Here is a 24,957-nt window from a genome sequence, read left to right as displayed (position 1 = left end):
GGGTGCCGATCGGCACCCCTGAGAGCCTTCGTCGTGTGCGGGAGGCGCCTGTGAAGAAGCCATCGATGCCGGCCGGAGGCGAGCCGAAGGGCACGCCGCCGACGAGCGGGACGTCGTCCGCCAGCACGGCGAAGCAGCGGTCGTCGGCGTCTCGGCGGCCGTCAGCCGACAAGGCGACCGCGCCGCGGGGCGCCGCGCCGTCCAAGCGCGCAGCGGGAGCCACGGCGAAGCCGGCGCGATCCGCGACGAAGGCGACGCGACCCGCGACCAAGGCCGCCCGCTCGGCGGCCGCCGGTTCCTCGGGCCCGCGGACGCGGACCGGATCGACGAGGACGGCCCCGGCACGCCCGTCCGAGGCCGGCGGATGGCTGCGGAGCCTCCGCCTCTCGGGGTTCAGCGTGCTCCTCCTCGGCATCCTGGTCCTCGGTGTCGTCGTCCTCGCCCCGAACCTCAAGACCTTCCTCGAGCAGCGGCAGCAGATCGCGGTCCTGCAGGCCTCGGTCGCCGACACCCAGGCCAAGGTCGACGCCCAGCAGGCGGAGCGCGAACGGTGGAACGACCAGAGCTACGTCATGACGCAGGCCCGCGACCGCCTGTTCTACGCGCTGCCCGGCGAGGTGAGCTACATCATCATCAACGACGTCGACCCGGCGTCCTTGCCCACGACCGAGACCCCGGTGAGCGACACCCTCGTCGACGCGAAGTCGGACTGGCTCGACGGACTGCTGGCCTCGCTCGTCGCCACAGGGTACTCGCCGGCACCGACCGCGACCGACGCCACCGACCCGGCGCAGACACCGGCGCCCGCGCAGACGACACCCGCCGCGCCGCCCGCCGGAGGCTGACGTCGAGCGACGTCGGTGATCCCGGCGATAATGGAACCATGAGCACCCCTCCCTTCGGCCCCGTCTCCGAGCGCGACGTCGAGATCGTGTCGGCGCAACTCGGACGCCCGGCACGGGACGTCGTCGGCATCTCCGCACGCTGTGTGTGCGGTGCCCCGACCGTGGTCTCCACGGCACCGCGTCTCGCCGACGGCACGCCGTTCCCCACCTTCTACTACCTGACGCATCCTGCGGCCACCGCCGCGGTGTCCTCGCTCGAGGCGACGCAGGTCATGAACGAGTACACCGAGCTGCTCGCCGAGGACGAGGAGCTGCGGAGCGGGTACGCGAGCGCTCACGCCGCCTACCTCGCCGACCGCACCTCCATCGCCGAGGTCGCCGAGATCGACGGGATCTCCGCCGGCGGCATGCCGGTCCGGGTCAAATGCCTGCACGCGCTCGTCGGCCACGCCCTCGCGGCCGGCCCGGGCGTCAACCCCATCGGCGACCTCGCGCTCGAGCGTGCGACGTGGAGCCCGGAGGTCTGCGCATGCGCGGACGGCCAGGCGGGTCTGGGATAGCCCCCGCACGCGACGGACGTCGCACGCGGGGGAGCGTCGGGGAGCGACACGGACGCCGTCCGCGTGGTCTCCGTGGTCTGCGCCCCGCGCTGGGTGCCCTGGTGGCAGTCATCCTCGTCGTCGCACCGGCACTCCCGGCCTCGGCGGACACCGTCCGCGACATGCAGTACTGGCTCGACGACTACGGGTTCACCACGGCGTGGGAGACGACGAAGGGCGCCGGGGTCACCGTCGCGGTCATCGACACGGGGATCGCCGACGGCCCCACGGAGTTGAACGGTGCGGTGGCGGGCGGCGTCGACGTCTCCGGTCTCGGCAGCGCCGACGGACGGACCCCGGTTGGGTCCGAGGGGAGTGAGCACGGGACGCTCGTCGCGTCGATGATCGCGGGCCGCGGCCGGACGGGTGGCGCGGGCGTCATCGGCGTCGCTCCGGAGGCCCGGCTGCTCTCCATCTCGGTCGGGTTCGGCTCGGAGGGGTCTACGGTCGTGCCCTGGGACGAGCAGATCGCCACGGCCGTCCGGTGGGCCGTCGACAACGGTGCGGACGTCATCAACATGTCCCTCACCCGCAACAGTCTCGACTGGCCGACCAGTTGGGACGACGCGTTCCTGTACGCCTTCTCGCACGACGTGGTCGTCGTCGCCGCGGCGGGCAACCGGGGGAGCGGGACGGTCGAGGTCGGCGCCCCCGCCACGATCCCCGGGGTGCTGACCGTCGCGGGCGTGGACCGGACGGGCTCGGCGAGCTTCGACGCCTCGAGCCAGGGCATCACGATCGCGGTCGCCGCGCCGAGCGAGCAGCTCGTCGGGGTGACGCCGGCCGGTTCCTCCGTGCAGTGGCAGGGCACGAGCGGCGCGGCGCCGATCGTCTCCGGGCTGGTCGCGCTCGTGCGCTCGGCGTGGCCGGACCTCAGCGCGGCCGACGCCATCGAGCGAGTGACCGCCACGGCGAAGCAGGTGGGCGATTCCGCCCAGAGTCCGATCTACGGCGCCGGTCTCATCGACGCCGAGCGGGCGGTCAGCGCGACCGTCGGGCCAGCGTCGACGTCTCCGGAGGAGCAATTGTCCGACTGGATCACGCTCTACCGGCGTGCTCCGCAGGACACCGATCCGGCCGACGGGTTCCACCGGCCGACACCGGAACCGCAGCCACCCGCGATCCCGGAGGGCGAGGCCGTCGAGGTCCGCGCGAACCCCTTCCTGCCCACCCCGAGCACCCTGCTCTACGGGTCATTGCCGCTGGCGCTCCTGCTCGGAACTGGTAGCCTGGTGGCGCTCGGTGTCATAGGCGCTACCAGGCATTTCAAGCGGGTACTGCGGAAGTAGTACTCTGTTCCGATATTCTCAGACATTGATCTGAACCAATCGTCTTGACGTAGGAGATCGTTCGCCGTGCCCAAAATTCTGATCGTCGGTGGTGGTTACGCCGGGTTCTACACCGCCTGGAAGCTCGAGAAGCAGCTTCGCCGTGGCGAAGCCGAAGTCACCATGGTCGACCCGCTGCCGTACATGACCTACCAGCCGTTCCTCCCCGAGGTCGCCGCCGGTTCCATCGAGCCGCGTCACGCGGTCGTCTCGCCGCGTCGTCACCTGAAGTCCACCAACGTGATCACCGCCAAGGTCACGGGCATCAACCACGCCGAGAAGAAGGCGACGATCACGCCGGAGATCGGCGAGCCGTGGGAGGTCGACTACGACATCATCGTCGTCACCGCCGGCGCCGTCTCCCGGACCTTCCCCATCCCGGGTGTCGCCGACACCGCGATCGGTCTGAAGACGATCGAGGAGGCCGTCGCGATCCGCGACCGCGTGCTCTCCAACTTCGACAAGGCGGCCAACCTGCCCGCCGGTCCCGAGCGCGACCGCCTGCTCACGTTCACCGTCGTCGGTGGCGGGTTCGCCGGTATCGAGGTCTTCGCCGAGCTGCGTTCCTTCGCCAGCTCGCTGCTGAAGTTCTACCCGCAGCTCTCCTTCGAGGACACGCACTTCCACCTCATCGAGGCCATGGGGCGCATCATGCCCGAGGTCAAGATCGAGACGAGCCACTGGGTCCTCAAGAACCTGGCCGAGCGCGGCGCGCTCGTGCACCTCGACACGCAGCTGCAGTCCGCGGTCGATGGCAAGATCGAGCTCTCCACGGGTGAGTCGTTCGAGTCCGACCTCATCGTCTGGACCGCCGGCGTCATGGCGAACCCGGGTGTCGTCCGTGGTGGCGACCTCCCCGTCGAGGAGCGTGGCCGCATCAAGACCCGCGCCGACCTCCGCGTGGGCACCGACGACGACATCGTCGAGGGCGCCTGGGCGGCCGGCGACGTCTCCGCCGTCCCCGACCTCAGCGGCGGCGGTGTCGGCGGGTTCTGCGTGCCGAACGCGCAGCACGCCGTGCGTCAGGGCAAGCTCCTCGCGAAGAACATCACCGCGGTCCTCCGTGGCGAGGAGCCGAAGAACTACTTCCACAAGAACATGGGCGCGGTCGCCGGTCTCGGCATCGGCGTCGGCGTGTTCCAGTCGGGCAACCTCGCGATCAAGGGCCTCCCGGCATGGTTCGCCCACCGTGGCTACCACGGTCTGGCCATGCCGAGCTTCGAGCGCAAGTTCCGCGTCTTCGGTGGCTGGTGGAACAACTTCTGGCTCGGACGCGACATCGTCTCCCTGCAGGCCGTCCAGACGCCCCGCGAGGCGTTCGAGACCTTCGCGTCGCGCCCGAAGCCCCCGGCGGACGCCGCGGCTCCTGCTGCGGCCCCCGCGGCTCCGGCAGCCGCCGAGAAGCCCGCCCGGAAGGCTCCCGTCAAGCGCAAGCCGAAGGCCGCCCCGGCCGAGGCCGCAGCGCCCGCCGCTGAGGCTCCCTCGTCGGAGGCTCCCGCCGCCGCCGCCGCAGGTGCCCCGACCGGCGCCGGCGACGAGCAGGCCTACGCGACGCCTGCAGAGGACGTCAGCGCGAGCAAGTAGTGCGGCTGGAGCGTCCCGCTCCGTCCTTCGAGAGGCGCATGTCACCGGTCAGCCGGGACATGCGCCTCTCGGCGTCTCACGCCTCGATACGATGAGAGGCACGCCCCCGTAGCCCAACTGGCAGAGGCAGGCGACTTAAAATCGCCGCAGTGTGGGTTCGAACCCCACCGGGGGTACGACGATCCCCTCTCGGGAGGTGGGAGGATGGATGTATGGCCACCCGAACGATCACGACGCTCATCGACGACCTCGACGGTTCCGACATCCCACGCGGACTGGGGGAGACCGTCCGCTTCGGCATCGACGGCGAGAACTACGAGATCGATCTGACCGACGAGAACGCGGCTGCGCTCCGCGAGACGCTCTCCGCGTACGTCGAGGCGGCCCGGCCGATCGTCGCCGCGGCGTCGCTCCGCCGCCTGCACTGATCGCGGCCGAGGCGAACCGTCCCGGTGGCCTCGGAGGTCTGCACGTTCTCGACCATCCTGCAAGGGGCCGGGTGCGGACCGCGATGGCCAGTAGCGTGCTGAGCATGAGTACTCCGAACGAATCCGGCCTGAACGACGACGAGCGGACGACCAAGGACCGCTCCTACAGCCCCTCGAGCGAAGCCGAGACGGAAGCCAAGCAGGACGACGGACAGCCGGTCGTCCGCGACCCCGACATCGCCTCGGGCATGATCAACGTCGCCCCCGGTACGGGCGGGCCGGACGACGTCGGTGACGTGGACGTCGACCCGGGCGAGCTCCACCTCCCACGCGACCCCGACAGCGCCCACTGACCCTCCCGGCCGTCGGTGAGCACCCCCGAACGGGGGTCGCCATTTTCGCCTTCCGGGTCGCGACACGGCGGTCGACGTCACGGAAGGGGCCGACGGTCCGCTACCTTCGAGTGGGGGCGTCACCCGTGAGCCGGTCCCGGAAGCCGCAAGCTTCCAGGTCGATCGGTTGCTAGACGCCTCAAGTGAGGGCGAGGTATTCGGGTTACCTCGCCCTCACGTCTGCCCGCCGTCGGACCAGGCCGCGGGGCAGCGATGCGAGGGTAGGCTGATGCGATGCAGGAGATCACCCCAACCGAACTGAGCAAGCTCGACGACGCCGTCATCATCGACGTCCGTGAGGCCGACGAAGTCGCCGTCGCGAGCGTGGCCGGCGCGAGGCATCTGCCGATGTCGTCCTTCCTCGACCACCTCGACGAGGTCCCGCGCGAGGAGACGGTCTACGTGATGTGCCACTCCGGTGGCCGCAGCGCACGGGTCGCGGGGTACCTCGAGCAGCAGGGCTACGACGCGGTGAACGTCACCGGTGGCATCTCCGAGTGGGCTGCCAGCGGCCTGCCCGTCCAGCGCGCCGCAGACGCCGGCTGACGCTCCCTCCGCGTCCACCTGCCGAATCGCGTCCAGCGGGGCCGTCCGCGGACGCCACGGCGCCCTCAGTGCGCGTCGAGGAGCGGACGGATGTGTCGACGCCACGCCCACGCGCCGGCACCGATCGCCGCGAAGACGAGCGCACCCAGCAGGATCCCGACGAGGGTGTCGGTGGCACCGGGCATCGTCGCCGTCGGACCCAGGAGTCCGAACAGCAGGGTGAAGCCGAGGAAGGCACTCGCGAGCCACACCGGCTTGGACCAGTCGAGGACGGCGCGACCGCCCAGCGGACCCAGGGGGAGGAGCGCGATCGACGCCGACCCGATCCCGGCGATCGCGGTCAGGTTCACGGCCTCCACGGCCATCGCGCCGACGGCGCCGCTCGGCTCGCCGGCCAATGCGGACACGAACCAGGCGAGGGATCCGATCCCGGCGGCGGCGGCGATCCTCGCCAGAGCGAGGTGACCGGCGGTCCGTGTGGAGACGCCTGCCGCACGAGCCGGCGTGACGGTCCCTGAGGCCGTGTCGGCGTCATCAGACGCCTCAGCGCTCGGAGCTGGACGAAGGTCCGCCAGGAGGGCGAAGAGCAACGCGGGTTGCAGTGCGAACAGTCTCGACAGCGCGGTCACGAGGCCCACGGTCACGAGGCCACCGCTCCGGATGCTGACCCGCATCGGACCCAGTGCGGACCGCCGGGCGACGACGAGCTGGGCGAGGAGCCCTGCGACGTTGATGACGACCACGGCCAGCACGGATGCGAACCACAGGCGGAGGTAGGCCGGCTGTCCGACGACCGGGTGCGCGAACATCAGGATGCCGCCGGCGAGGACGGTGGTGACGACGGCGAGGATCGACCGGCTCGGCCGCGGCACGGACGGCGGGCGCTCGAACTCGCTCCGGGGCCGGTTGCGCCCCGTCACGGGCGCTCGACGGTGTTCGCCGACCATCGACAGCCATCCGGCGGTCGAGGTCGCGAGGAGTCGCGCCGGGACCGCGATGAGGGCCACGGCTGCGAGCGCGAGCAGGGCCGCGAGCCACCAGACGGGCTGACCACGGCCGTCGATCGTCGAGGAGAGGGTCTGGGAGAACGGCGTCGAGCCCGACCAGAGCCCGCCGCCACCACCGACCGGGGGAGCCGCATCGGGCGTCGGCTCGCCGCTCGGTGAGGGTGCCGGCTGCTGCGTCCCCGGCGGCTGGCTCCCGGGGGCCGGCGCCGGCGAGGCGCCCTCCGTCGGCAGCGGGGAGGGCTGGGAGGGTGCGGGTGTGGCGGGTGCTCCGGCGGCGTCCCCGAAGGTGAGGGTGACGGCCGTGCTCGCGCCGCTCGTGTTGCCTGCCGCGTCCTGCTGGATGGCGAGGACCACGTGCGCGCCGGCCGGGACACCGGCACCCGAGCACGTCCAGGAGCCGTCGACGACGACCGCCGTGCAGACGGAGGTGGAGTCGGCGAACACGGTGACGGTCGCGCCCGCTTCGCCGGTGCCGGCGTAGGTGGAGGCGCCCAGGGGCATCGCCTGGCCGGCGACCGGCGAGGTCATCACCGGGGGAGCGGGCGCGTCCCGATCGATCGAGAGGACGACGGGGGCGGAGGCGTCGGAACGCTGTCCACCCGTGAACGACGCCTGCTGCGTGGCGGTGACGGAGAGGTCGCCGGCCGGCAGCGGCTCACCCAGCACGCAGAACCAGCTGCCCGAGCTGTCCGCCGCGAAGCTGCAGGTGGCGCCGGAGTCCGCACGCACGGTCACCGTCGCGCCCGGGTAGGCGGTGCCGCGGACGCCACCGTTGCTCGGGGTCCCGTCCGTGATCGTGGGCGGGCCGAGCGCGGACACGGAGACCTGCGCGGACAAGGTCTCGGAGGCGCCTACCTCGACCGCGGTGATCGAGATGCCGCCGCCGTCCGGGAGGACGACCGAGCAGGACCAGTCGGTGCCGTCGTCCTGCGGCAGGATGCAGGCCGGTTCCATGCCGTCACCGAGCTGGAGTTGGATGCCGGTCCCGGTGTCCTTCGTGCCCGTGACGGTGACCGACCCGCTGCCGATGAACGAACCGGCGGCCGGACTCGTGATCGTCGGACCGTCGAGCGGCGGCGGGGTCGGGGCCGCCGAGGTGTCGCTCGGGCTGGGAGCCGGAAGCGGTTCGGGCGTCGCCCAGGCGGGGGCGGCGATCGTCGTGGTCCAGAGCCCCGCGAGCAGGAAACCGGTGAGGAGGATCGCGACGCGTCCGATCGAGCGATTCGATCGGACTCCTGTTCCTGCGCGCGCGTGTTCCCCGGTCACCGTCTCCATTCCCCCAAGATCGCCGCGCGAAGTCAACCTCCCGCGCCAGATCGGCCGACAATTCCCGGGCGATCCGCACCGGAGCCCGGCTCGGACAGGTGCGCCGCGACCGCTCGTCCGACATACTGGCCCGACTGGGTCGTCTGCCCCAGGCGGGCCGGTGGCGATGGAGCGGTACGACCCGGGAGCGCACCTGGAAGGGTCGCCATGGCGAGGATCCCCGCGGTGCAGGAGCCACCGAGTGTCTCCGCCATGCGGACGCCCGGTCTCAAGCCCCAGGCCGAATCGCGACGACGATGAGCGGCACGGGTACCGCCATGGTGGGCCGACGCATCACCGGTCGCTGGGTCACCGCGTTCGCCGCCGCCTGGTTGGGCGTGTGGATGGCCCAACTCGCACCCTTGCAGCTCCTGCTGCCGGCGCAGATCGACGCCCGGCTCGCCCCCGAGCACTGGGTGGACAGCGTCGTGGCCTTCGGCCTGGTCGCGGGGGCCGCGGGGCTCTGCTCCATCGTCGTCTACCCGCTGACCGGCGCCCTCTCCGACCGCACCAGGTCGCGGTACGGCCGGCGGCGACCGTGGATCGCCGCAGGGACGCTCCTGTTCGCCCTCGGACTCGTGCTGCTCGGTCTGCAGACCGACGTCGTCGGTATCGGCGTCTGCTGGTGCCTCGCTATCGTCGGCTTCTGCGTGCTCGGAGCGGCACTCACCGCGACCATCTCCGACCAGGTCCCCGTGGAGCGACGCGGGTTCGTCTCCGGATGGATCTCGGCACCCCAGGCCGTCGGCGTCATCCTCGGCATCGCCCTGCTCCTCCTCCTCGACACCCAGCCGTTCGTCGGCTACCTCGCGCTCGCGGCGATCCTCGTCGCGCTCGTCGTGCCCTTCCTCCGCCTGCCCGACCCGATCCCGGCGGGGGAGCGGCCCGCGCCGCTCACCCCGCGGACGCTCGTGGAGAGCCTCTGGGTCTCACCGCGCCGGCATCCGGACTTCGCCTGGACGATGCTCAGCCGCGTGCTCGTCAACCTCGGCAACGCGTTCAGCACCTCCCTGCTCTTCTACTTCCTGCTGTACGGGCTCGGCGACGCCGACGCGGAGACCGACCTCCTGCTCGTCACGATCGTCTACACCGTGTTCGTGGTCGCGTCCTCGATCCTGCTCGGCCGCCTCTCCGACCGGCTCGGTCGTCGCCGGGCCTTCGTCGTCGCCGCGTCCGTGTCGCAGGCCCTCGCCGCGCTCCTGCTCGCGATCTGGCCGTCGCTGCCGATGGGCTTCGTCTCGTCCGCGTTGATCGGACTCGGCTACGGCTGCTTCATGTCGGTCGACCAGGCGCTCGCCACGCAGGTGCTCCCGGACCCCGCGTCCCACGGCAAGGACCTCGGCATCATGAACATCGCGCAGGCCGTGCCGCAGGCGGTCGCGCCGCTCATCGGCGCCGGTCTCGTCGCGTGGCTCGGCGGATTCGCCGGGCTGTACCTCGTCTCGGCGGCGTGTGCCGTCGCCGGGGCGATCGCCGTCACCCGAGTCAGAGGAGTGCGCTGATGTCCATCGAACTGACCGCGGGCGGTCGTGTGACCGACCCGACGCCGTGGCTCGACCCGAGGCGGTACTGGGGCGGCATCGAACGCGCAGTCGCCCACGTCGACTCGCCCGCCGCCGTCCTGCACCTCGGGGCGCTCCGGTACAACACCCACGACCTGCTCCGGCGGGCCGCAGGCAAACCCATCCGCATCGCCAGCAAGTCGATCCGCGTGCGCGGCGTCATCGACGCCCTCCTCCGCCAGCCCGGCTACGAGGGCGTCCTCGCGTACTCCCTGGCGGAGGCGCTCTGGCTCGCGGAGACCGTCGACGACGTCGTGGTCGGGTACCCGACCGCGGAACGCGGCGCGATCGACCGGCTCGGCGCCGACGAACGGGCGGCTCGGAGGGTCACCATCATGATCGACTCGGTCGAGCACCTCGACCTCGTCGACAGCGTCGTGCCACCGGGGCGGCGCGCCGAGATCCGGGTCTGCATCGAGCTCGACGCCTCCTTCCGCACGCCGGCGCTCGGCCACATCGGCGTCCGCCGCTCACCGCTCCGCACCCCCGACGCGGTCCGGGCGCTCGCTGAGGTGGTCGACCGCCGGCCGGGCTTCCGGCTGGTGGGTGTCATGGCCTACGAGGCGCAGATCGCGGGGCAGGGCGACGACCTGGCCGGTCGGCCTGCCTGGTCGGCCGCCCTCCGCGCGATCCAACGGCGATCGTGGGCGGAGCTCCGGGAGCGGCGTGCCGCCGTCGTCGCCGAGGTGCGCGCGGTGACGGACCTCGAGTTCGTGAACGGCGGAGGGACCGGGTCGCTCGAACTGACCGCGTCCGATGACGCCGTGACGGAGATCGCCGCCGGCAGCGGTGTCTTCGGCGGCCACCTCTTCGACCACTACCGGGCCTTCACGCCGGCTCCCGCAGCTGCCTTCGGCCTGTCCGTGGTCCGCAAGCCGTCGGCCGAACTCGCGACCGTCCTCGGTGGCGGTTGGGTGGCTTCCGGGCCACCCGGGCTGGACCGGCTCCCGGTGATCGCCTGGCCCGAAGGCCTGCGGATGCTCCCGCGCGAGATGGCGGGGGAGGTCCAGACGCCGGTCTCCGGCGCGGCGGCGGCGGCTCTGCGGCTCGGCGACCGTGTCTGGTTGCGACACACCAAGTCGGGCGAGCTCAGCGAGCGCGTCGACGCGTTCCACGTGATCGGCGACGACGGGGTCGAGGCCGTCCTCCCGACGTACCGCGGTGAAGGCCGGGGGTTCATCTGATGCGCGGTCGGAGTGTGTGGACGAACTGGGCGCGCACCGAACGGGTGCGGCCGGTGCGCGTCGAACGCCCGGCGTCGATCGTCGAGGTGCAGCGCCTCATTCGTGCGGCAGCCGGTGCCGGCCTGCCGATCAAAGCCGTCGGTGCGGGTCACAGTTTCACCGGGATCGCCGTGGCACCCGGGGTGCTGCTCGAACTCGACGCGTTGTCCGGGGTGGTGCGGGTCGACCGGGAGCGAGGCCGCGTGACCCTGCTGGCGGGGACCCGCCTCCACGACGTCCCGCGGCTGCTCGAACCCTACGGGCTCGCGATGCCCAACCTCGGCGACATCGACCGGCAGTCCATCGCCGGCGCGATCTCCACGGGGACGCACGGGACGGGATCGGCCTTCGGCGGGATCGCCACGCAGGTCGTCGGCGTGGTACTGGTGACCGCCGACGGCGAGCTGCTGACCGCCGACGACGAGCAGGAGACCGCGCTGCTGCCGGCGCTGGCGCTCGGTCTCGGAGCGCTGGGCATCCTGGTCGAGGTCACCCTGCAGTGCGTCCCCGCTTTCGTGCTGCATGCCGTCGAGCGACCCGAGCCGCTGGACGGGCTGCTGTCGGAGTTGCTCGCTCGGGCCGCCGCCGTCGACCACTTCGAGTTCTACTGGTTCCCGCACACCGGGACCGCCCTCACGAAGACGAACGTGCGACTCCCGGGTGATTCCGCGGTGCGCCCACTCCGGCCGCTCGAGCGGTGGGTCGACGACACCCTGCTCGCGAACGGGGTGTACCGCGTGCTCTGCAACGTCGGCACCGTGGCGCCCGCCATCGTCCCGGGGGTGAATCGACTCGCCGACCGGCTCGTCGGTGATCGGGAGTTCGTCGACCGGTCGACGGCGGTGTTCACGACCAGCAGGACGGTGCGGTTCGTCGAAATGGAGTACGCCGTCCCGCTCGAGCAGCTGCCGACCGCCTTCGCGAGGGTTCGAGCCCTCATCGAGGAACGCGGGTGGCGGATCTCGTTCCCGATCGAGGTGCGGGTCGCGGCATCCGACGAACTCTGGCTGTCCACGGCCTCGGGCCGGGCGACCGGCTATGTCGCCGTCCACCGGTTCTTCCGCGAGGATCCGGGGGAGTACTTCCGGGCCGTGGAGGCGATCATGACGGAGCTCGGGGGTCGGCCGCACTGGGGCAAGCTGCATGCTCGCGACGCCTCGTCCCTCCGGGGCGTGTACCCGCATTTCGACGACTTCCTCGCCCTTCGCGACCGTCTCGACCCGGGCCGGGTGTTCGGCAACCCGTACCTCACGCGCGTCCTCGGCGAGTGACGCCGGAGCGGGGCCCGCAGGCGCTGGCTGCATGGCGGCTGCGTGCTTCCTGCGAAGTCCCCAAGGGTTGCCGCGCCTCGCGGATAGAATAGACACACCCGCTCTCCATCGATTCGCAAGGAGCCCATCCTCATGGAATGGCTGATCCCAGTCCTCATCGTCGTCGCCCTGGTCGTCATCGTCGGCATCTACTTCTGGGTGACGTACAACTCGCTCGTGACGCTGAACGTCCGCGTCGAGGAGGCTTGGAGCGACATCACGGTGCAGCTGAAGCGCCGCGCCGACCTCATCCCGAACCTCATCGAGGCGGTGAAGGGCTACGCCGCCCACGAGAAGGCGGTGTTCGAGAACGTGACGAAGGCCCGTGCCGAGACGTTGACCGCCCAGGGGCCGGCCGCGGTGAGCGAGGCTGAGACGCACATGCAGCAGGCGCTCAAGAGCATCTTCGCCGTCGCCGAGGCCTACCCGCAGTTGCAGGCGAGCCAGAACTTCCTGCAGCTGCAGTCGGAGATCGTCGACACCGAGGACAAGATCCAGGCCTCGCGTCGCTTCTACAACGGAGGCGTCCGGGAGCTCAACACGAAGATCAAGGTGTTCCCGAACAACCTCTTCGCCAAGGGGCTCGGCTTCTCCGAGAGCGACTTCTTCGAGGTCACCGACAACGCGGCGATCGCCGAACCGCCGCGCGTCCAGTTCTGATCGCCTGAGCGCCGTCCGGTGTACCGAGCGATCGCGCGGAACAAGCGCAACACCGTCCTGATCTTCATCGTCTTCCTGGCGATCATCGGCGGGCTCGGGTGGCTGGCCGGATACCTGTACCAGAACCTCACGATCACGATCATCGTCCTAGTCGTCGCCGTCGTGTACGCCTGTATCCAGTACTTCTTCGCCGGCCGCCAGGCGATCGCGATGACGGGCGCGCAACGCATCGAGCTCGCCGACCACCCGCGTCTGTACCGCATCGTCGAGAACCTCGCGATCACCACCGGTACACCGATGCCCGAGGTCTACCTCATCGTCGATCCGGCGCCGAACGCCTTCGCGACGGGACGCGATCCGGAGCACGCCATGGTGGCCGCGACCACCGGCCTCCTCGAGATCCTCAACGACGCTGAGCTCGAGGGCGTCATGGCGCACGAACTCGGCCACGTCCGCAACTACGACATCCGCGTCTCGATGGTCGTCTTCGGGCTCGTGGTCGCGATCGGGTTCCTCTCGGACATGCTCCTCCGGATGACGATCTGGGGCGGCGGCAACCGCAACAACAACAACGGCGGCAACCCCGTCATGCTCGTCATCGGGATCGTCGCCATGCTGGTGGCGCCATTGCTCGCGACGCTCGTCCAGTTGTCCATCTCGCGGCAGCGCGAGTACCTCGCGGATGCGACGGGCGCGCTCACCACCCGCCACCCGGAGGCCCTCGCGAGTGCGCTCGGCAAGCTGGCCGCCTACGGTCGACCCATGGCGAAGCAGAACTCGTCCATGGCGCACCTGTGGATCGCCGACCCGCTGAAGCCAGGGGCCGTGGCCCGACTCTTCAGCACGCACCCGCCGCTCGTCGAGCGCATCAAGCGACTCAGCACCATCGGCGACGGGTTCTAACGGGCAGGTCGGGTTCGCGGGGGCACCGAGGGTTTCTCGCGGGCACCGTCTGGTTCCTGTCGGCGCGGTCTGGACCGGTCAGGGTTTCGAACCGGGACACACGAATGGGGCGACACCCGGAGGTGCCGCCCCATTCGGCGTTCAGGCGAGGACCGTTATTCGGTCTGCTCGTCGGAGTCGAACGTCACCGTGACCTTGTCATCGGCGTCGATCGTGATCTTGCCCGGGAAGTTCAGGTACGTGTCCCACACCTGCTGCCCGGTGACGGCGCTACCGTACCAGGAGGCGTCGAACGAGCCGTCGATGCGGCCGTCCGAGGTGTAGAAGTACGAACCGCTCTCATCGACCTCGACGGTCGGGGGAGAGGTGAGCGTCCACGTGACCGGACCGACGCTCGAGAACTGCTTCTGCTGCCAGTCGGGCATGACACCGCACTCGGTGTCGAGCGTGGTCGCGCCGAGGCACTTCTCGATCATGGCGACGACCTGCTTGGTCACCTCGGTGGTGAGCGCCTCCGTGGCCGTCACGTCGATGTCGACGAAGGCCGAACCTTCGCCGGCGGTGTACGAGGTCAGGGTGATGGTCTGCGCGTCGCCCTGCAGGAACTTGCTCTCCGGCGGCGCGATCGTGTACACGGCCGGGTAAGCGAAGAGGCTTGCGTCAGCCGCACCGTCGAAGTTGACGCCGTTGACGCTGAACGCGGTGCCGCCGAGACCGGTGTACACGCTGATGCTGCCGACGAGCGAGCTCGCGAGCTTCCACTGGTCGAAGAACAGGAACTGCTTGCCTTCGCTCTCGAGCGTGACCGTGTCCTCGTACTTCTTGCCGCCGAGCTCGTACGTGACCTGCACGCGAGCCTCGCCGTTGCGGTTGTAGACGCGGCCGACCTTCGGGTCCTTGATGCGCTCGTCCGCGGCCTTGAGGACCTCGTTCGTGAGCAGCGCCGTCGGCTTCACCGCGGTGGGAGCTGCAGCATCGGCGTCAGCGTCAGCGTCATCGTCGGGGGCTGCCGACTCGTCGGGGTCGGGGGTGGCTTCAGGTTCCTTCGTGGCTTCGGGCTCCGCCGTGGCGTCGTCCGTGCTGCCGACGATCGAGGGGTCGGGGGCCACGAGGCTGTTGGCGAGCTTGGCGTCACCCGCGGCGATGGCCTTGAGGTACTCCTCGACCTTCGCCTGCGGTCCGAAGGCCGTGGTGTTCAAGACACCGATCGTGATGGCTGCCGCTGCGATGAGGACGAGCGCTCCACCGGCGATCGACGACCACATGATGATCCGCTTCTTCTGCTTCGGATCCATCGGCTGCTTGGGCGCGCCCGTCGCGTAGGGGTTCTGCGCCGTCGCGTACTGGCCGTTCGGCTGCTGGCCCTGCTGGCCCTGCTGGCCCTGCTGGTACGGGTTCTGCGCGCCGGTCTGCTGCTGGCCCTGCTGGTACGGGTTGTGGCCGCCGGTCGGCTGCTGGCCGTACGGAGCCGGAGGTGCCTGGTTCGGCGTCTGCTGCTGGCCCGACTGGTAGGGGTTCTGCGGCATCTGCTGGCCCTGCTGGTAGGGGTTCGGCGTCTGCTGCTGGCCCGACTGGTACGGGTTGTCGGACGGCTGCTGACCCTGCTGGTACGGGGACTGCTGCTGCTGCCCCTGGTACGGCTGGTTCGGCTGCTCGTCCGGGTTCGGTCGGCCGGGTTGTGCGGGTGTGGTGTCGTCGTTGCTCATGGGCGGGTTCCCCTCGTTTCGGACCATGAAGGTGCTCATCAACTTAGCAGTCGGTGTGCATCCCCTGAGAGTGATTGCGCCCCCTGAGCATGGGGAGTAGTGCCCATGCCTACGCGGGTGGACGGGAGACGAGCGTGGTGCCGACCGCATGGGCCAGGGGAGCCGCGAGCGTCCCTCGATCGACGACGACCACGGCGTCGAGTCCCTGCCAGTGGGCCGTCTGCTCGAGCAACCCCGCGAGGCGCCCCGCGATCGCGTCGTCGGCGATGGGACGGAGCCCCCGGGCGACGTCATCCTCATGCCCACGCTCGAACCACGCGGACTGGACACGGAGGACCCCCGCCTGGCGGTCGCTCTTCAGATCGACGCGCGCGACGATCTCGCCGTCGATCAGGACCGGCAGGACGTAGTACCCGTAGACGCGCTTGGGCTCCGGCGTGTAGATCTCGATCCGGTAGTGGAGTCCGAACATCCTCAGTGCGCGTTCGCGGAACCAGACGACCGGGTCGAACGGGCTGAGGAGCGCAGCCCCCTCGATGCGTCGCGGTCGTCGGGCGTCGCGGTGGATCCAGGCCTCCTGCGGCCCGCCGCGTCGTTCCCAACCGGCGACGGAGACCGGCTCGAGGACGCCGACGTCCACGAGCTCGTCGACCGCAAGGCGGACCGCGGTCTGCGGCTTGATCCGGAAGTAGTCCGCCAGGTCGGCGAGGGTCGCGACGCCCTGCGCCGCCGCGGCCTGTTCGACGAGCGCGCGGATCGCGTCGGGCCGGGCGACGTCCACGTCGAGGAGGTGCTGCGGCAGCACCTGCTCGGCGAGCGCGTACCGGCGCTCGAATCGATCGCGACCGGCCGTGACGACCTCGCCGTAGAGGAACAGCACCTCCAACGCCCGCTTCACGTCGGACCATCCCCACCAGGGTCCGCGTCGGACGTTCGCGTCGTGTTCGATCTCGCTCGCCTTCAACGGCCCCTCGGCGCGCAGCAGGGCTCGCACCCAGTCCAACATCTCCGGGTTCTGGCTCGCCCAGGTGGTGTCGTCGCCCGCATGCTTCGCGCGGTTCGCCTCCATCCGCCAACGGAACAACGGCCACGACTCGCGGGGGATGAACGCCGCCTCGTGCGCCCAGTACTCCAGATAGGGCGAGTCGGCCGCGAGGGTCAGGCGGTCGAGGAGGGCCTTGTCGTACCCGCCCAGCCGCGCGAAGAGCGGGAGGTAGTGACTGCGCTCGAAGACGTTGACGGAGTCGATCTGCAGGAGGCCGAGTCGGTCGATCGTGGAGCGGAGCGTGCGGGTCCCGGCCGGGGACGTGCGCGGTGGCCCGCCGAGGCCTTGCGCACCGAGTGCGATCCGTCGGGCGAGAGCAGGGGAGAGGGGAGCGGGCACGGCCCGACGCTAGCACCGGCCGCCGACACCCGGGCGGCCCACGACGAGGGCACAGAGCCCGTCATCCGCATGCTCGGACAGGCATGTGCCAGCCCTACACTTGAGCAATGGCGGACGACACTCCGAAGACCTGGTGGGGACGTTTCCTTCCCGAAGCGACAACGCCCGTGCGCGAACCCGAGCTGAGCGGCTCGAGCAGTGTTCCGCGCGGCATGCGCGTGGCCGCAGCATGGTCCTGGCGGATCCTCCTGGTCGCCGCGGTCGTCGCACTGCTCGTCTTCCTCGTCGTGCAGCTCCGCCTCATCGTCATCCCGCTGCTCATCGCCGTCCTCGTCTCGGCGCTGCTGAAGCCCGTCGTCGACGTCCTGGTGCGGCATCGCTGGCCGAAGGGCCTCGCCATCGCGCTCGCGATGGTCGGCACGCTCTCCGTGGTCAGCGGACTGATCTTCCTCGCCATCTCGCAGATCACCTCGCAGTTCGCTTCCGTGCAGGCCCGCACCATGACCGCCTACGGCGACTTCAAGGCCTTCCTGCTCGCCAGTCCGTTGCACGTGACCGAGGCGCAGCTCAACGACTTCATCGCCCAGGCCTTCGACTCGCTCCAACAGGACGGCCAGGTGCTCCTCTCCGGCGCGCTGTCGATCGGTTCGACGCTCGGCCACGTCGCCACGGGCGTCTTCCTGACCCTCTTCTGCCTGCTGTTCATGCTCATCGACGGTCGGACGATCTGGCGCTGGACGGTACGCGTCTTCCCGCAGCGGGCACGTCCCGCCGTCGACAGCGCGGGCCGCGCGGGCTGGCGGACGCTCGGCAACTACGTGCGCACGCAGATCCTCGTGGCCTCGATCGACGCGGTCGGCATCGGCCTCGGCGCGTTCATCCTCGGGGTCCCCCTCGCCATCCCGGTCGCCGTGCTCGTCTTCCTGGGTTCGTTCGTGCCGATCGTCGGCGCCGTCGTCACCGGGGCCGTCGCGGTGTTCCTCGCACTCGTCTACAACGGACCGTTGATCGCCCTGCTGATGCTGGGTGTCGTCCTCCTCGTGCAGCAGCTCGAAGGGCATGTCCTCCAGCCACTGATCATGGGCACCGCGGTGAAGGTGCACCCCCTGGCCGTGGTGCTCGCGGTGGCCGGCGGCACGCTCGTCGCGGGCATCCCCGGCGCGTTGTTCGCCGTACCCGTGGTGGCCGTGATCAACGTGATGGTCCACACCATCGCCAGCGGCACCTGGCGGACCGGCGGCACCGCTCCACCGGAGCCGGACGCCGACGGCGCCATCTGGCAGACCGTCCCGAGCCCCAGGCGAATCCGTCCGGGCTCCCGCTCGTCCCACGAGCCCAAGGATCGCCCAGCCGATCAGGAGCCCCAGCACCCCAGCGACGACCTCCCAGCGACCCCGTCCCCAGAAAGTCCAGGACCCCGCACACCATGACCGATTCAACGACCACCGCACCTGTGATCCCCGGCCCGTCGCTCGCCGCGTTCGAGCGTGCCAGGGACACCCTCGTCGGCACCGTCCAACGCACCCCGATGGAGAGCTCCCGCTACCTCGCCGACGTCCTCGGCGTCCCGGTGCATCTGAAGTGCGAGAACCTCCAGCGCACCGGCTCCTACAAGATCCGTGGCGCGTACAACCGCATGTCGAGCCTGACGCCGGAGGAACGCGCTCGGGGCGTGGTCGCGGCCTCCGCCGGCAACCACGCGCAGGGAGTCGCATTCGCCGCGCGCGAGCTCGGCATCGCCGCGACCATCTTCATGCCGGTCGGGGTCCCGCTGCCCAAGCTCGCCGCCACCCGCGACTACGGTGCCCACGTCATCCTGCGCGGCCACACGGTCGCCGAACCGCTCATCGCCGCCGCCGAGTTCGCCGCGGAGACGGGTGCGATCCTCATCCCGCCGTTCGACCACCCCGACGTCATCACGGGGCAGGGCACGCTCGGCCTCGAGATCCTCGAGGAGGTGCCCGACGTCGAGACGGTCATCGTCCCGATCGGCGGCGGCGGCCTCATCTCCGGCGTGGCCGGCGTCATGAAGCAGCGGGCGGCCCTGGAAGGTCGCACCATCCGGGTGATCGGCGTGCAGGCGGCCAACGCCGCCGCGTACCCGGTGTCCCTGGAGGCGGGCACGCCGACGACCATCACCGTGCAGCCGACGATCGCCGACGGCATCGCCGTGGCCCGTCCCGGCGAGTTGAACTTCCAGATGATCAGCGCGCTCGTCGACGAGGTCGTCACCGTCTCCGAGGACGACCTGGCCCGTGCGATCGTCGTCCTCCTCGAACGCGCGAAACTCGTCGTCGAGCCGGCCGGGGCGGCCGGGGTCGCGGCGATCCTGGCCGGCAAGATCGAGCCGACCGGGACGACGGTCACGATCCTCTCGGGTGGGAACATCGACCCGCTCCTGTTGCAGCGGGTGGTGAGCCACGGGCTCGCCGCCTCTGACCGCTACCTGACCCTCCGCATCCCACTGCCCGACCGTCCCGGACAGCTCGCGCGGACGGCCGAACTCGTGGCGCAGGCGAACGCCAACGTCATCGAGGTGCTCCACACCCGGCACGGCCACGGACTCCAGATCAGCGACGTCGAGCTCGAGCTCAGCATCGAGACACGCGGCCCCGACCACCGCGACCTGGTGGTGCAGACCCTCCGTGAGGCGGGCTACGACCCGCAGATCGTCGACGACTGAGTCGGGACGACACCACGCTCGACGACGAAGGGCCCCACCGCATCGGTGGGGCCCTTCGTCACGTCCGGGCGACCGCGGTGCGGCCGCCGGGATCAGGAACCGGTGTAGGTCTCCACCGCGGTGATCGACACGGTGATCTCCTTGCCGTTGGGCGCCTCGTAGGTGGTCGTCTCGCCGATCTTCAGTCCGAGGATGGCCGCCCCGAGCGGGCTGCCCTCGCTGTAGACATCGAGGTCGGTGTTGCCGGCGATCTCTCGGCTGCCGAGCAGGAAGCGCTCTTCGCCGCCCGCGACGACCGCGCTGATGACGGTGCCGGACTCGACGACGCCGTTCGACTCGGGGGCCTCGCTCACCTTGGCGTCGCGCAGCATCTGCGTGAGCGTGCGGATGCGCGCCTCCTGCTTGCCCTGCTCGTCCTTCGCGGCGTGGTAGCCGCCGTTCTCCTTGAGGTCGCCCTCCTCGCGAGCCGCTTCGATGCGCTTGGCGATCTCCTCGCGGCCCGTGGTGCTGAGGTGCTCGAGTTCTGCCTGCAGCCGGTCGAAGGCCTGCTGGGTGAGGAACGTCTCCTGGATCTGCTCGGACACGATGGAACTCCTTTGCATGGTGGGTCGCACACGACGGCCGAAACGCCTGTCATATGCCAGACGCCCCGGCGGAATGCCGGGGCGTGAGAAGTACGTCCATCGAGTATCGCACGATCGCCGCAGGAGTGCGGCGCGGCCCGGGGTGCTCCGGGTCAGGAACCGTCCTCGACCACCCAGCAGGTGTCGACGACGCCGGTGTTGCTGAGCTCCGTCGTGCGGACGAGTTCGGTGAGGTTCCGGGTGCGCTGCTCCGACGGCGGCAGTTCGACGACCTTCCAGCCGACCACCGCGAACTGCTCGTTGAGCGCCTGCACCGAGCAGGCCATCGGGGTGTCCTGCGGGCCGGTCACCTCGAAGGAGACGCTGACGAGGGTGTCGTCGACGATCTCGTGCGCGGTGTTGCGCGACTCGATGCTCGGGCGGCTGCCGTCGAGGCCCGCCCAGACGACCCAGGCGACGAAGACGACGGCGAACGCGGCCGCGGCGGACCAGATCAGGCGGCGGTCCCGAGCCCGGTTCCGGGACGTGCGTCCGTACCGGGCCGCGATGGCGTCCGGGAGGACCGCCGACGGCGGTGCGGTGTCCTGGGAGTCGGCCGCGTGCGGGGCGGCGTTCCGAGGGGAGGGGGTCACGTCACGGGCTCCGGTTCGAACGGTTAAGCTTGACCAGGAGCGCGAGACGGCTCGAGGTCGACACCTCAAGCGTATTGCCTCTTCCTGGATGCGGCGTCCCGACCGCGTCGCCACGTCACGAGTCGCGAGGCCGTTCCTCGCGGAGATCAGCCGGAAGGCGGAGCACCATGACCATGAGACTGCTCGCGGTGCACGCCCACCCCGACGACGAGTCGAGCAAGGGGGCCGCGACGCTCGCGTACTACCGCAGCCTCGGCGCCGAGGTCATGGTCGTGAGCTGCACAGGAGGCGAACGCGGCGACCTCCAGAACCCCGGACTCGCCGACGTCGCGATGATCGAGCGCGACCTCCCCGGGTACCGCCGCCTCGAGATGGCCGCGGCTCAGGAGATCCTCGACATCGAGCACCGCTGGCTCGGCTACCAGGACAGCGGCATGGCCCGCGACGACGGCACGGTCCCGCCGGCGAGCTTCGCCGACATCCCGCTCGAGGTCTCGACCGGCGTGCTCGTGCGGATCGTCCGGTCGTTCCGTCCGCAGGTCATCGTCACCTACGACGAGAACGGCGGGTATCCGCACCCAGACCACATCCGGTGCCACGAGGTGAGCGTCGCCGCGTTCGACGCCGCGGCCGACGCCGACCGCTACCCGGAGGCCGGCGAGCCCTGGCGCGTGGACAAGCTCTACTACGACCGCTCGTTCAGCCCGGCCAGGCTCGAGGCGGTGTACGCCTATCTCCTCGAGCACCACCCCGACGACCCGGCGGTCGAGCGACTGGCGGAGATGCGCGAGTGGATGGCCGGTCGGCCGGACCTCGCCACGACGCACGTGCGTGTCGGCGACTTCTTCGAGGCACGCGACGACGCGCTCCGGGCCCATGGCAGCCAGGTGCCGCCGGACTCACCGTTCTTCTTCTGGCCGAACGACGTCCTGCGCGCCGCGTGGCCGTTCGAGGACTACCAGCTGGTCACCTCGCACGTCGCGTCGGCCACCCCAGAGTCGGAGCTGTTCGACGGCGTCGACACCAGTGAAGGAACCGCATGATGCACCACCTGCTCACCGAGCTCGTCCTGGCGGTCACGCCGTCGCCGTCACCCTCACCGCAGTTCGACGAGAACCAGGTGACGCCGGGGCCCTGGGGCTTCGTCATCACCTTCGCCATCGCCGGCATCGTGGTCTTCCTCGTGATCGACATGGTGCGCCGTGTTCGCCGGGTCAACTACCGTGCCGAGATCGACGAGCGCCTCCAGGCGGAGGTCGCCGAGCGGGATGCGGCACGCGCCGACGGCGCTGACGGTCCGATCGCCCCCGATGGCGGCTCGACCGATCCCCTCCGGAAGCCGGACGACCCGCGCCGCTGAGCCGACGGTGTCGCACCGTCGGGCGTGCGCCCGACGCGACGATGATCAGCGGTGGTACACCGGGTCGATCGCGATCAGCAGGATGCCGCTCCAGTGGCACAGGAACGCGAGCACCGTGCACAGGTGGAACAGTTCGTGGAACCCGAACCGCCCGGGCCAGGGGTTCGGCCGCTTCATGGCGTACATGATCGCCCCGACCGTGTAGAACAGCCCGCCGGTCGCGATGAGCACCATCGTCGCGACGTTGCTGTTCGCGATCTCGCCGAGGTAGGCGACTGCGCCCCACCCGAGCGCGAGGTAGAGCGGGACGTAGAGCCAGCGCGGAGCACCGATCCAGAACACTCGGAACCCGATGCCGAGGAGCGCGCCACCCCACACGAGGACGAGCAGGAGCGTTCCCTGCTCCGGAGGGAGGGCGAGGACCGCGAGCGGGGTGTAGGTACCGGCGATCAGCAGGAAGATGTTGGCGTGGTCGATCCGCTTGAGGAGCAGCTTCACGCGGGGCCGCCAGGAGAACCGGTGGTACAACGCCGAGTTGCCGAACAACAGCATCGACGTGAGCACGAACACCGTCGAACTCCACTTCGCCGCAGCACCCTGCGCCAGCGTCACGAGCACGATCCCGGCGATGATGGAGATGGGGAAGATCCCGGCGTGGAGCCAGCCGCGCCAGCTCGGTTTGACCTCGTCCGGTGTGGCGGCGTCGACGGCGGCGACCTCGAGCAAGGGCAGGTTCGGCAGCTCGGGCTCTCCGGTCGTCATGTGCTCAGGATACGGGGTGGTGCGGAACTCCTCCTGGGAGCAGCGGAGGAAACTGCACTAGCGTTGCAGGGTGATGACGAGGCATTCCGCACCGGTGGACGGCTTCCTGTACGGCCTCTACGCGAGACGCCTGCGGAAGACGTTCAGTCCGCAGACACTGCCGCACCATGTCGCGATGATCATCGACGGCAACCGGCGGTGGGCCAAGCAGCTCGGCTACGAGACGGCGGCCCACGGTCACCGCGCCGGTGCAGCGAAGATGCGCGAGTTCCTCACCTGGTGCGACGACCTCGGCATCGGTGTCGTCACCCTGTACCTGCTCTCGAGCGACAACCTCGTGAACCGGGCCCCGGACGAACTCGACGACCTCGTCGACATCATCGCCGATCTGGCCGAGGGACTGTCCCACTACCGCGACTGGCGGGTGAAGCACGTCGGGTCGAGCGCGGGGCTCCCCGAATCGCTGCGCACCGCGCTCGAGAGCGCCGAGGAGCGCACCGCCGATCGCGCGGGGATGCACATCAACCTCGCCGTCGGGTACGGCGGACGGACGGAGATCGTCGACGCCATGCGGGCGATCGTCGCCAAGCACCACCTCGAGGGCAGAAGTCTCGAGGACCTCGCTGCCCTGCTCACCCCCGACCTCATCGGTGAGCACCTCTACACGGGTGGCCAGCCCGACCCGGACCTCGTGATCCGCACGAGCGGGGAGCAGCGGATGAGCGACTTCATGCTGTGGCAGAGCGCGCACAGTGAGTTCTACTTCGTCGAGGCGCTCGGTCCCGACCTCCGAGAGGTCGACTTCCTGCGTGCCCTCCGCGACTTCTCCAGGCGGCAGCGGCGGTTCGGCGGATGAACCGGAACCCCGACGAGCAGACCGCGGACCCGGGTGACGCCGACGACCGTCTGTCCGCCTTCCAGGGCGACTTCGGCGAGGACACCGGCTACCTCAACTACGGCAGCGTCGGGCCGCTGTCCCGGAGCGCCGGAGCCGAGGCCGCCCGGTGGAACGAGGTGCTCGGTCAGGCGGCGTTCGGCGGGCTCGTCGACGTCGACGCGACGGACGCGCGGATGCGCGCCGCCGTCGGTGCGCTCACGGGGTTCCGGTCCGATCAGATCGTCGCCCAGCCGAACACCTCGCAGGGCCTCGTCCACACGATGTTCGGCCTGCGCGGCGTCGTCCTCCTCTCTGCGGCCGAGTACCCCTCGCTCCCGTTGGCGGCTGAGCGGGCGTCGCAGCACCGGGGCGTCCTCACCCCGCGCTGGTTGGAGACCGATCGCGGCCACGTGACCCCGGACCGCATCCGCGCGCAGCTCGACGACGAGGTGACCGCGGTCGCCGTCAGCCTCGTCGACTACCGGACGGGGTTCCTGGCCGACCTGCACGCGATCCGCGAGGTGATCGGGGACCGTCTGCTGATCGTCGACGCCATCCAGGGCTTCGGCGTCGTCGACGCGCCGTTCGAGGCGGCCGACGTCGTCGCCAGCGGCGGACAGAAGTGGATGCGGGCCGGGTGGGGCACCGGGTTCCTCGCCATGAGCGATCGGGCCCTGGACCGTCTCGAGCCCGTCCTCTCCGGGGTCACCGGAACGGACGAACCCTGGCCGTTCAGCGCGACCCCGGAACCGAGCCGGACTGCGAGCGCGTACTCGATCACCCGGGCCGACCCCCTCGCGGCTGCACGCTTCGGCGCATCCCTGGAGGCCACCCTGGCCGTGGGCACACCGGTCGTCCAGAGCACGATCGCCGGACTCGTGAGCGAGGTCATCGAGCTGGCCGACGAGTTCGGCATCCCCGTGCTCACCTCGCGCGACGAGCGTGAACGAGCCGGGATCGTCGCGTTGGAGCCCGAGGAGGCGGTCCTCGAGACCCTGTCGACGTCGCTGGCGAACCACGGCGTCACCGCGACCACGCGCGGCACGACCGTGCGGCTCAGCGTGCACGCCGGCACCACGCGCGAGACGCTGGAGCTGCTCCGCGGGGCACTGGTGTCGTTCGCGACCGCGGCGAGCTACTGATCCGCCGCTCCACCCCCGGTTCGTCGGGCGACCCCCATCTGTTCACCTCCCCGTAACAGGACACGGGGCGTGTCGTCGCATCGATGTCGGTGGCCGGACGTACGTTCATCTCATCGGGCATGGAGCCCGGTCGAG

At 70.4% G+C, this 24,957-nt stretch carries 24 protein-coding genes and 1 tRNA gene; 19 read left to right on the top strand and 6 right to left on the bottom strand.

The annotated features are described in order from the left end of the window. The first annotated feature begins 50 nt into the window (after positions 1–50). The 8 genes from ASF68_RS04685 to ASF68_RS04650 all read left to right on the top strand — a co-directional run bounded on the left by ASF68_RS04685 (position 51) and on the right by ASF68_RS04650 (position 5,722). Positions 51–845 carry a septum formation initiator family protein gene (locus ASF68_RS04685; RefSeq protein ID WP_157579814.1) on the top strand — a complete coding sequence of 265 codons (795 nt, stop codon included), beginning with the start codon at positions 51–53 and terminating at the stop codon, positions 843–845. A gap of 38 nt (positions 846–883) precedes the next feature. Further along, positions 884–1,405: a DUF501 domain-containing protein gene (locus ASF68_RS04680; protein ID WP_056007448.1), complete on the top strand. Its 522-nt coding sequence runs from the start codon at positions 884–886 to the stop codon at positions 1,403–1,405. Between the two features lie 101 nt (positions 1,406–1,506). Then, positions 1,507–2,733, top strand: coding sequence for a S8 family serine peptidase (locus tag ASF68_RS04675; protein WP_327078805.1), 1,227 nt, complete (start codon positions 1,507–1,509; stop codon positions 2,731–2,733). A 66-nt stretch (positions 2,734–2,799) separates the two neighbouring features. Continuing rightward, entirely contained in the window at positions 2,800–4,356 is a 1,557-nt protein-coding gene (locus ASF68_RS04670) for an NAD(P)/FAD-dependent oxidoreductase (RefSeq protein WP_082498486.1), read from the top strand. Positions 4,357–4,458: 102 nt separating this feature from the next. After that, positions 4,459–4,532, top strand: a tRNA-Leu gene (locus tag ASF68_RS04665). Between the two features lie 36 nt (positions 4,533–4,568). Continuing rightward, positions 4,569–4,784, top strand: coding sequence for an Lsr2 family protein (locus ASF68_RS18650; protein WP_200936392.1), 216 nt, complete (start codon positions 4,569–4,571; stop codon positions 4,782–4,784). Positions 4,785–4,888: 104 nt separating this feature from the next. Continuing rightward, the gene (locus ASF68_RS04655) at positions 4,889–5,137 is read left to right on the top strand and encodes a hypothetical protein (protein WP_157580203.1); all 249 of its coding nucleotides are present in this window, start codon (positions 4,889–4,891) and stop codon (positions 5,135–5,137) included. Between the two features lie 273 nt (positions 5,138–5,410). After that, a complete protein-coding gene (locus ASF68_RS04650; protein ID WP_056007442.1) occupies positions 5,411–5,722 on the top strand; it encodes a rhodanese-like domain-containing protein in 312 nt (103 codons plus the stop codon). A 65-nt stretch (positions 5,723–5,787) separates the two neighbouring features. Here ASF68_RS04650 and ASF68_RS04645 read toward each other — a convergent pair whose 3' ends face one another. Further along, positions 5,788–8,004: a hypothetical protein gene (locus tag ASF68_RS04645; RefSeq protein WP_056007439.1), complete on the bottom strand. Its 2,217-nt coding sequence runs from the start codon at positions 8,002–8,004 to the stop codon at positions 5,788–5,790. Between the two features lie 287 nt (positions 8,005–8,291). Here ASF68_RS04645 and ASF68_RS04640 point away from each other — a divergent pair, with 287 nt between their 5' ends. The 5 genes from ASF68_RS04640 to ASF68_RS04620 all read left to right on the top strand — a co-directional run bounded on the left by ASF68_RS04640 (position 8,292) and on the right by ASF68_RS04620 (position 13,692). After that, a complete protein-coding gene (locus ASF68_RS04640; RefSeq protein ID WP_056007436.1) occupies positions 8,292–9,536 on the top strand; it encodes an MFS transporter in 1,245 nt (414 codons plus the stop codon). Then, complete coding sequence (locus tag ASF68_RS04635; protein ID WP_082455871.1) at positions 9,536–10,780, top strand: alanine racemase; 1,245 nt, start codon at positions 9,536–9,538, stop codon at positions 10,778–10,780. The genes ASF68_RS04640 and ASF68_RS04635 overlap by 1 nt, the downstream gene beginning before the upstream one ends. Then, on the top strand, positions 10,777–12,090 hold the full coding sequence (locus tag ASF68_RS04630) for a D-arabinono-1,4-lactone oxidase (RefSeq protein WP_369796475.1): 1,314 nt from the start codon (positions 10,777–10,779) through the stop codon (positions 12,088–12,090). Before ASF68_RS04635 ends, ASF68_RS04630 begins: the two co-directional genes overlap by 4 nt. Positions 12,091–12,222: 132 nt before the next feature. Continuing rightward, a complete protein-coding gene (locus tag ASF68_RS04625) occupies positions 12,223–12,789 on the top strand; it encodes a LemA family protein (protein ID WP_056007430.1) in 567 nt (188 codons plus the stop codon). 18 nt (positions 12,790–12,807) lie between these two features. Continuing rightward, positions 12,808–13,692 (top strand): M48 family metalloprotease, encoded by an 885-nt coding sequence (locus tag ASF68_RS04620; protein WP_056007427.1) that lies wholly within the window; start codon positions 12,808–12,810, stop codon positions 13,690–13,692. A gap of 155 nt (positions 13,693–13,847) precedes the next feature. On the opposite strand, the gene ASF68_RS04615 is transcribed toward ASF68_RS04620, so the two are convergent. After that, positions 13,848–15,398, bottom strand: a complete 1,551-nt coding sequence (locus ASF68_RS04615; RefSeq protein ID WP_056007424.1) for a hypothetical protein — start codon at positions 15,396–15,398, stop codon at positions 13,848–13,850. Between the two features lie 109 nt (positions 15,399–15,507). Further along, on the bottom strand, positions 15,508–16,782 hold the full coding sequence (locus tag ASF68_RS04610; protein ID WP_056007421.1) for a winged helix-turn-helix domain-containing protein: 1,275 nt from the start codon (positions 16,780–16,782) through the stop codon (positions 15,508–15,510). Between the two features lie 107 nt (positions 16,783–16,889). Between ASF68_RS04610 and ASF68_RS04605 the strand changes: the two genes are divergently transcribed. Both ASF68_RS04605 and ilvA read left to right on the top strand, forming a co-directional pair. Next, complete coding sequence (locus ASF68_RS04605; RefSeq protein WP_082455870.1) at positions 16,890–18,212, top strand: AI-2E family transporter; 1,323 nt, start codon at positions 16,890–16,892, stop codon at positions 18,210–18,212. Beyond that, positions 18,209–19,465, top strand: coding sequence for a threonine ammonia-lyase (gene ilvA, locus ASF68_RS04600; RefSeq protein WP_056007416.1), 1,257 nt, complete (start codon positions 18,209–18,211; stop codon positions 19,463–19,465). Before ASF68_RS04605 ends, ilvA begins: the two co-directional genes overlap by 4 nt. Positions 19,466–19,557: 92 nt before the next feature. On the opposite strand, the gene greA is transcribed toward ilvA, so the two are convergent. Both greA and ASF68_RS04590 read right to left on the bottom strand, forming a co-directional pair. After that, positions 19,558–20,049, bottom strand: coding sequence for a transcription elongation factor GreA (gene greA, locus ASF68_RS04595; protein ID WP_235526754.1), 492 nt, complete (start codon positions 20,047–20,049; stop codon positions 19,558–19,560). 152 nt (positions 20,050–20,201) lie between these two features. Next, complete coding sequence (locus ASF68_RS04590; RefSeq protein ID WP_056007411.1) at positions 20,202–20,681, bottom strand: DUF4307 domain-containing protein; 480 nt, start codon at positions 20,679–20,681, stop codon at positions 20,202–20,204. 167 nt (positions 20,682–20,848) lie between these two features. Here ASF68_RS04590 and mca point away from each other — a divergent pair, with 167 nt between their 5' ends. Both mca and ASF68_RS04580 read left to right on the top strand, forming a co-directional pair. Continuing rightward, positions 20,849–21,724 carry a mycothiol conjugate amidase Mca gene (mca, locus tag ASF68_RS04585; RefSeq protein WP_056007409.1) on the top strand — a complete coding sequence of 292 codons (876 nt, stop codon included), beginning with the start codon at positions 20,849–20,851 and terminating at the stop codon, positions 21,722–21,724. Further along, positions 21,721–22,041, top strand: a complete 321-nt coding sequence (locus ASF68_RS04580; RefSeq protein WP_056007406.1) for a hypothetical protein — start codon at positions 21,721–21,723, stop codon at positions 22,039–22,041. Before mca ends, ASF68_RS04580 begins: the two co-directional genes overlap by 4 nt. Positions 22,042–22,086: 45 nt before the next feature. Here ASF68_RS04580 and ASF68_RS04575 read toward each other — a convergent pair whose 3' ends face one another. Continuing rightward, the gene (locus tag ASF68_RS04575) at positions 22,087–22,803 is read right to left on the bottom strand and encodes a hemolysin III family protein (RefSeq protein ID WP_056007403.1); all 717 of its coding nucleotides are present in this window, start codon (positions 22,801–22,803) and stop codon (positions 22,087–22,089) included. Between the two features lie 73 nt (positions 22,804–22,876). Between ASF68_RS04575 and ASF68_RS04570 the strand changes: the two genes are divergently transcribed. Both ASF68_RS04570 and ASF68_RS04565 read left to right on the top strand, forming a co-directional pair. After that, on the top strand, positions 22,877–23,659 hold the full coding sequence (locus ASF68_RS04570) for an isoprenyl transferase (RefSeq protein WP_056007401.1): 783 nt from the start codon (positions 22,877–22,879) through the stop codon (positions 23,657–23,659). After that, positions 23,656–24,822 carry an aminotransferase class V-fold PLP-dependent enzyme gene (locus ASF68_RS04565; RefSeq protein ID WP_082498485.1) on the top strand — a complete coding sequence of 389 codons (1,167 nt, stop codon included), beginning with the start codon at positions 23,656–23,658 and terminating at the stop codon, positions 24,820–24,822. The genes ASF68_RS04570 and ASF68_RS04565 overlap by 4 nt, the downstream gene beginning before the upstream one ends. Positions 24,823–24,957 lie beyond the last annotated feature (135 nt).

The organism is Plantibacter sp. Leaf314 (assembly GCF_001423185.1).
Lineage (GTDB): Bacteria > Actinomycetota > Actinomycetes > Actinomycetales > Microbacteriaceae > Plantibacter.
The sequence above is the reverse complement of the archived record's forward strand: the minus strand, read 5'-3'. Positions and strand labels throughout refer to the sequence as shown.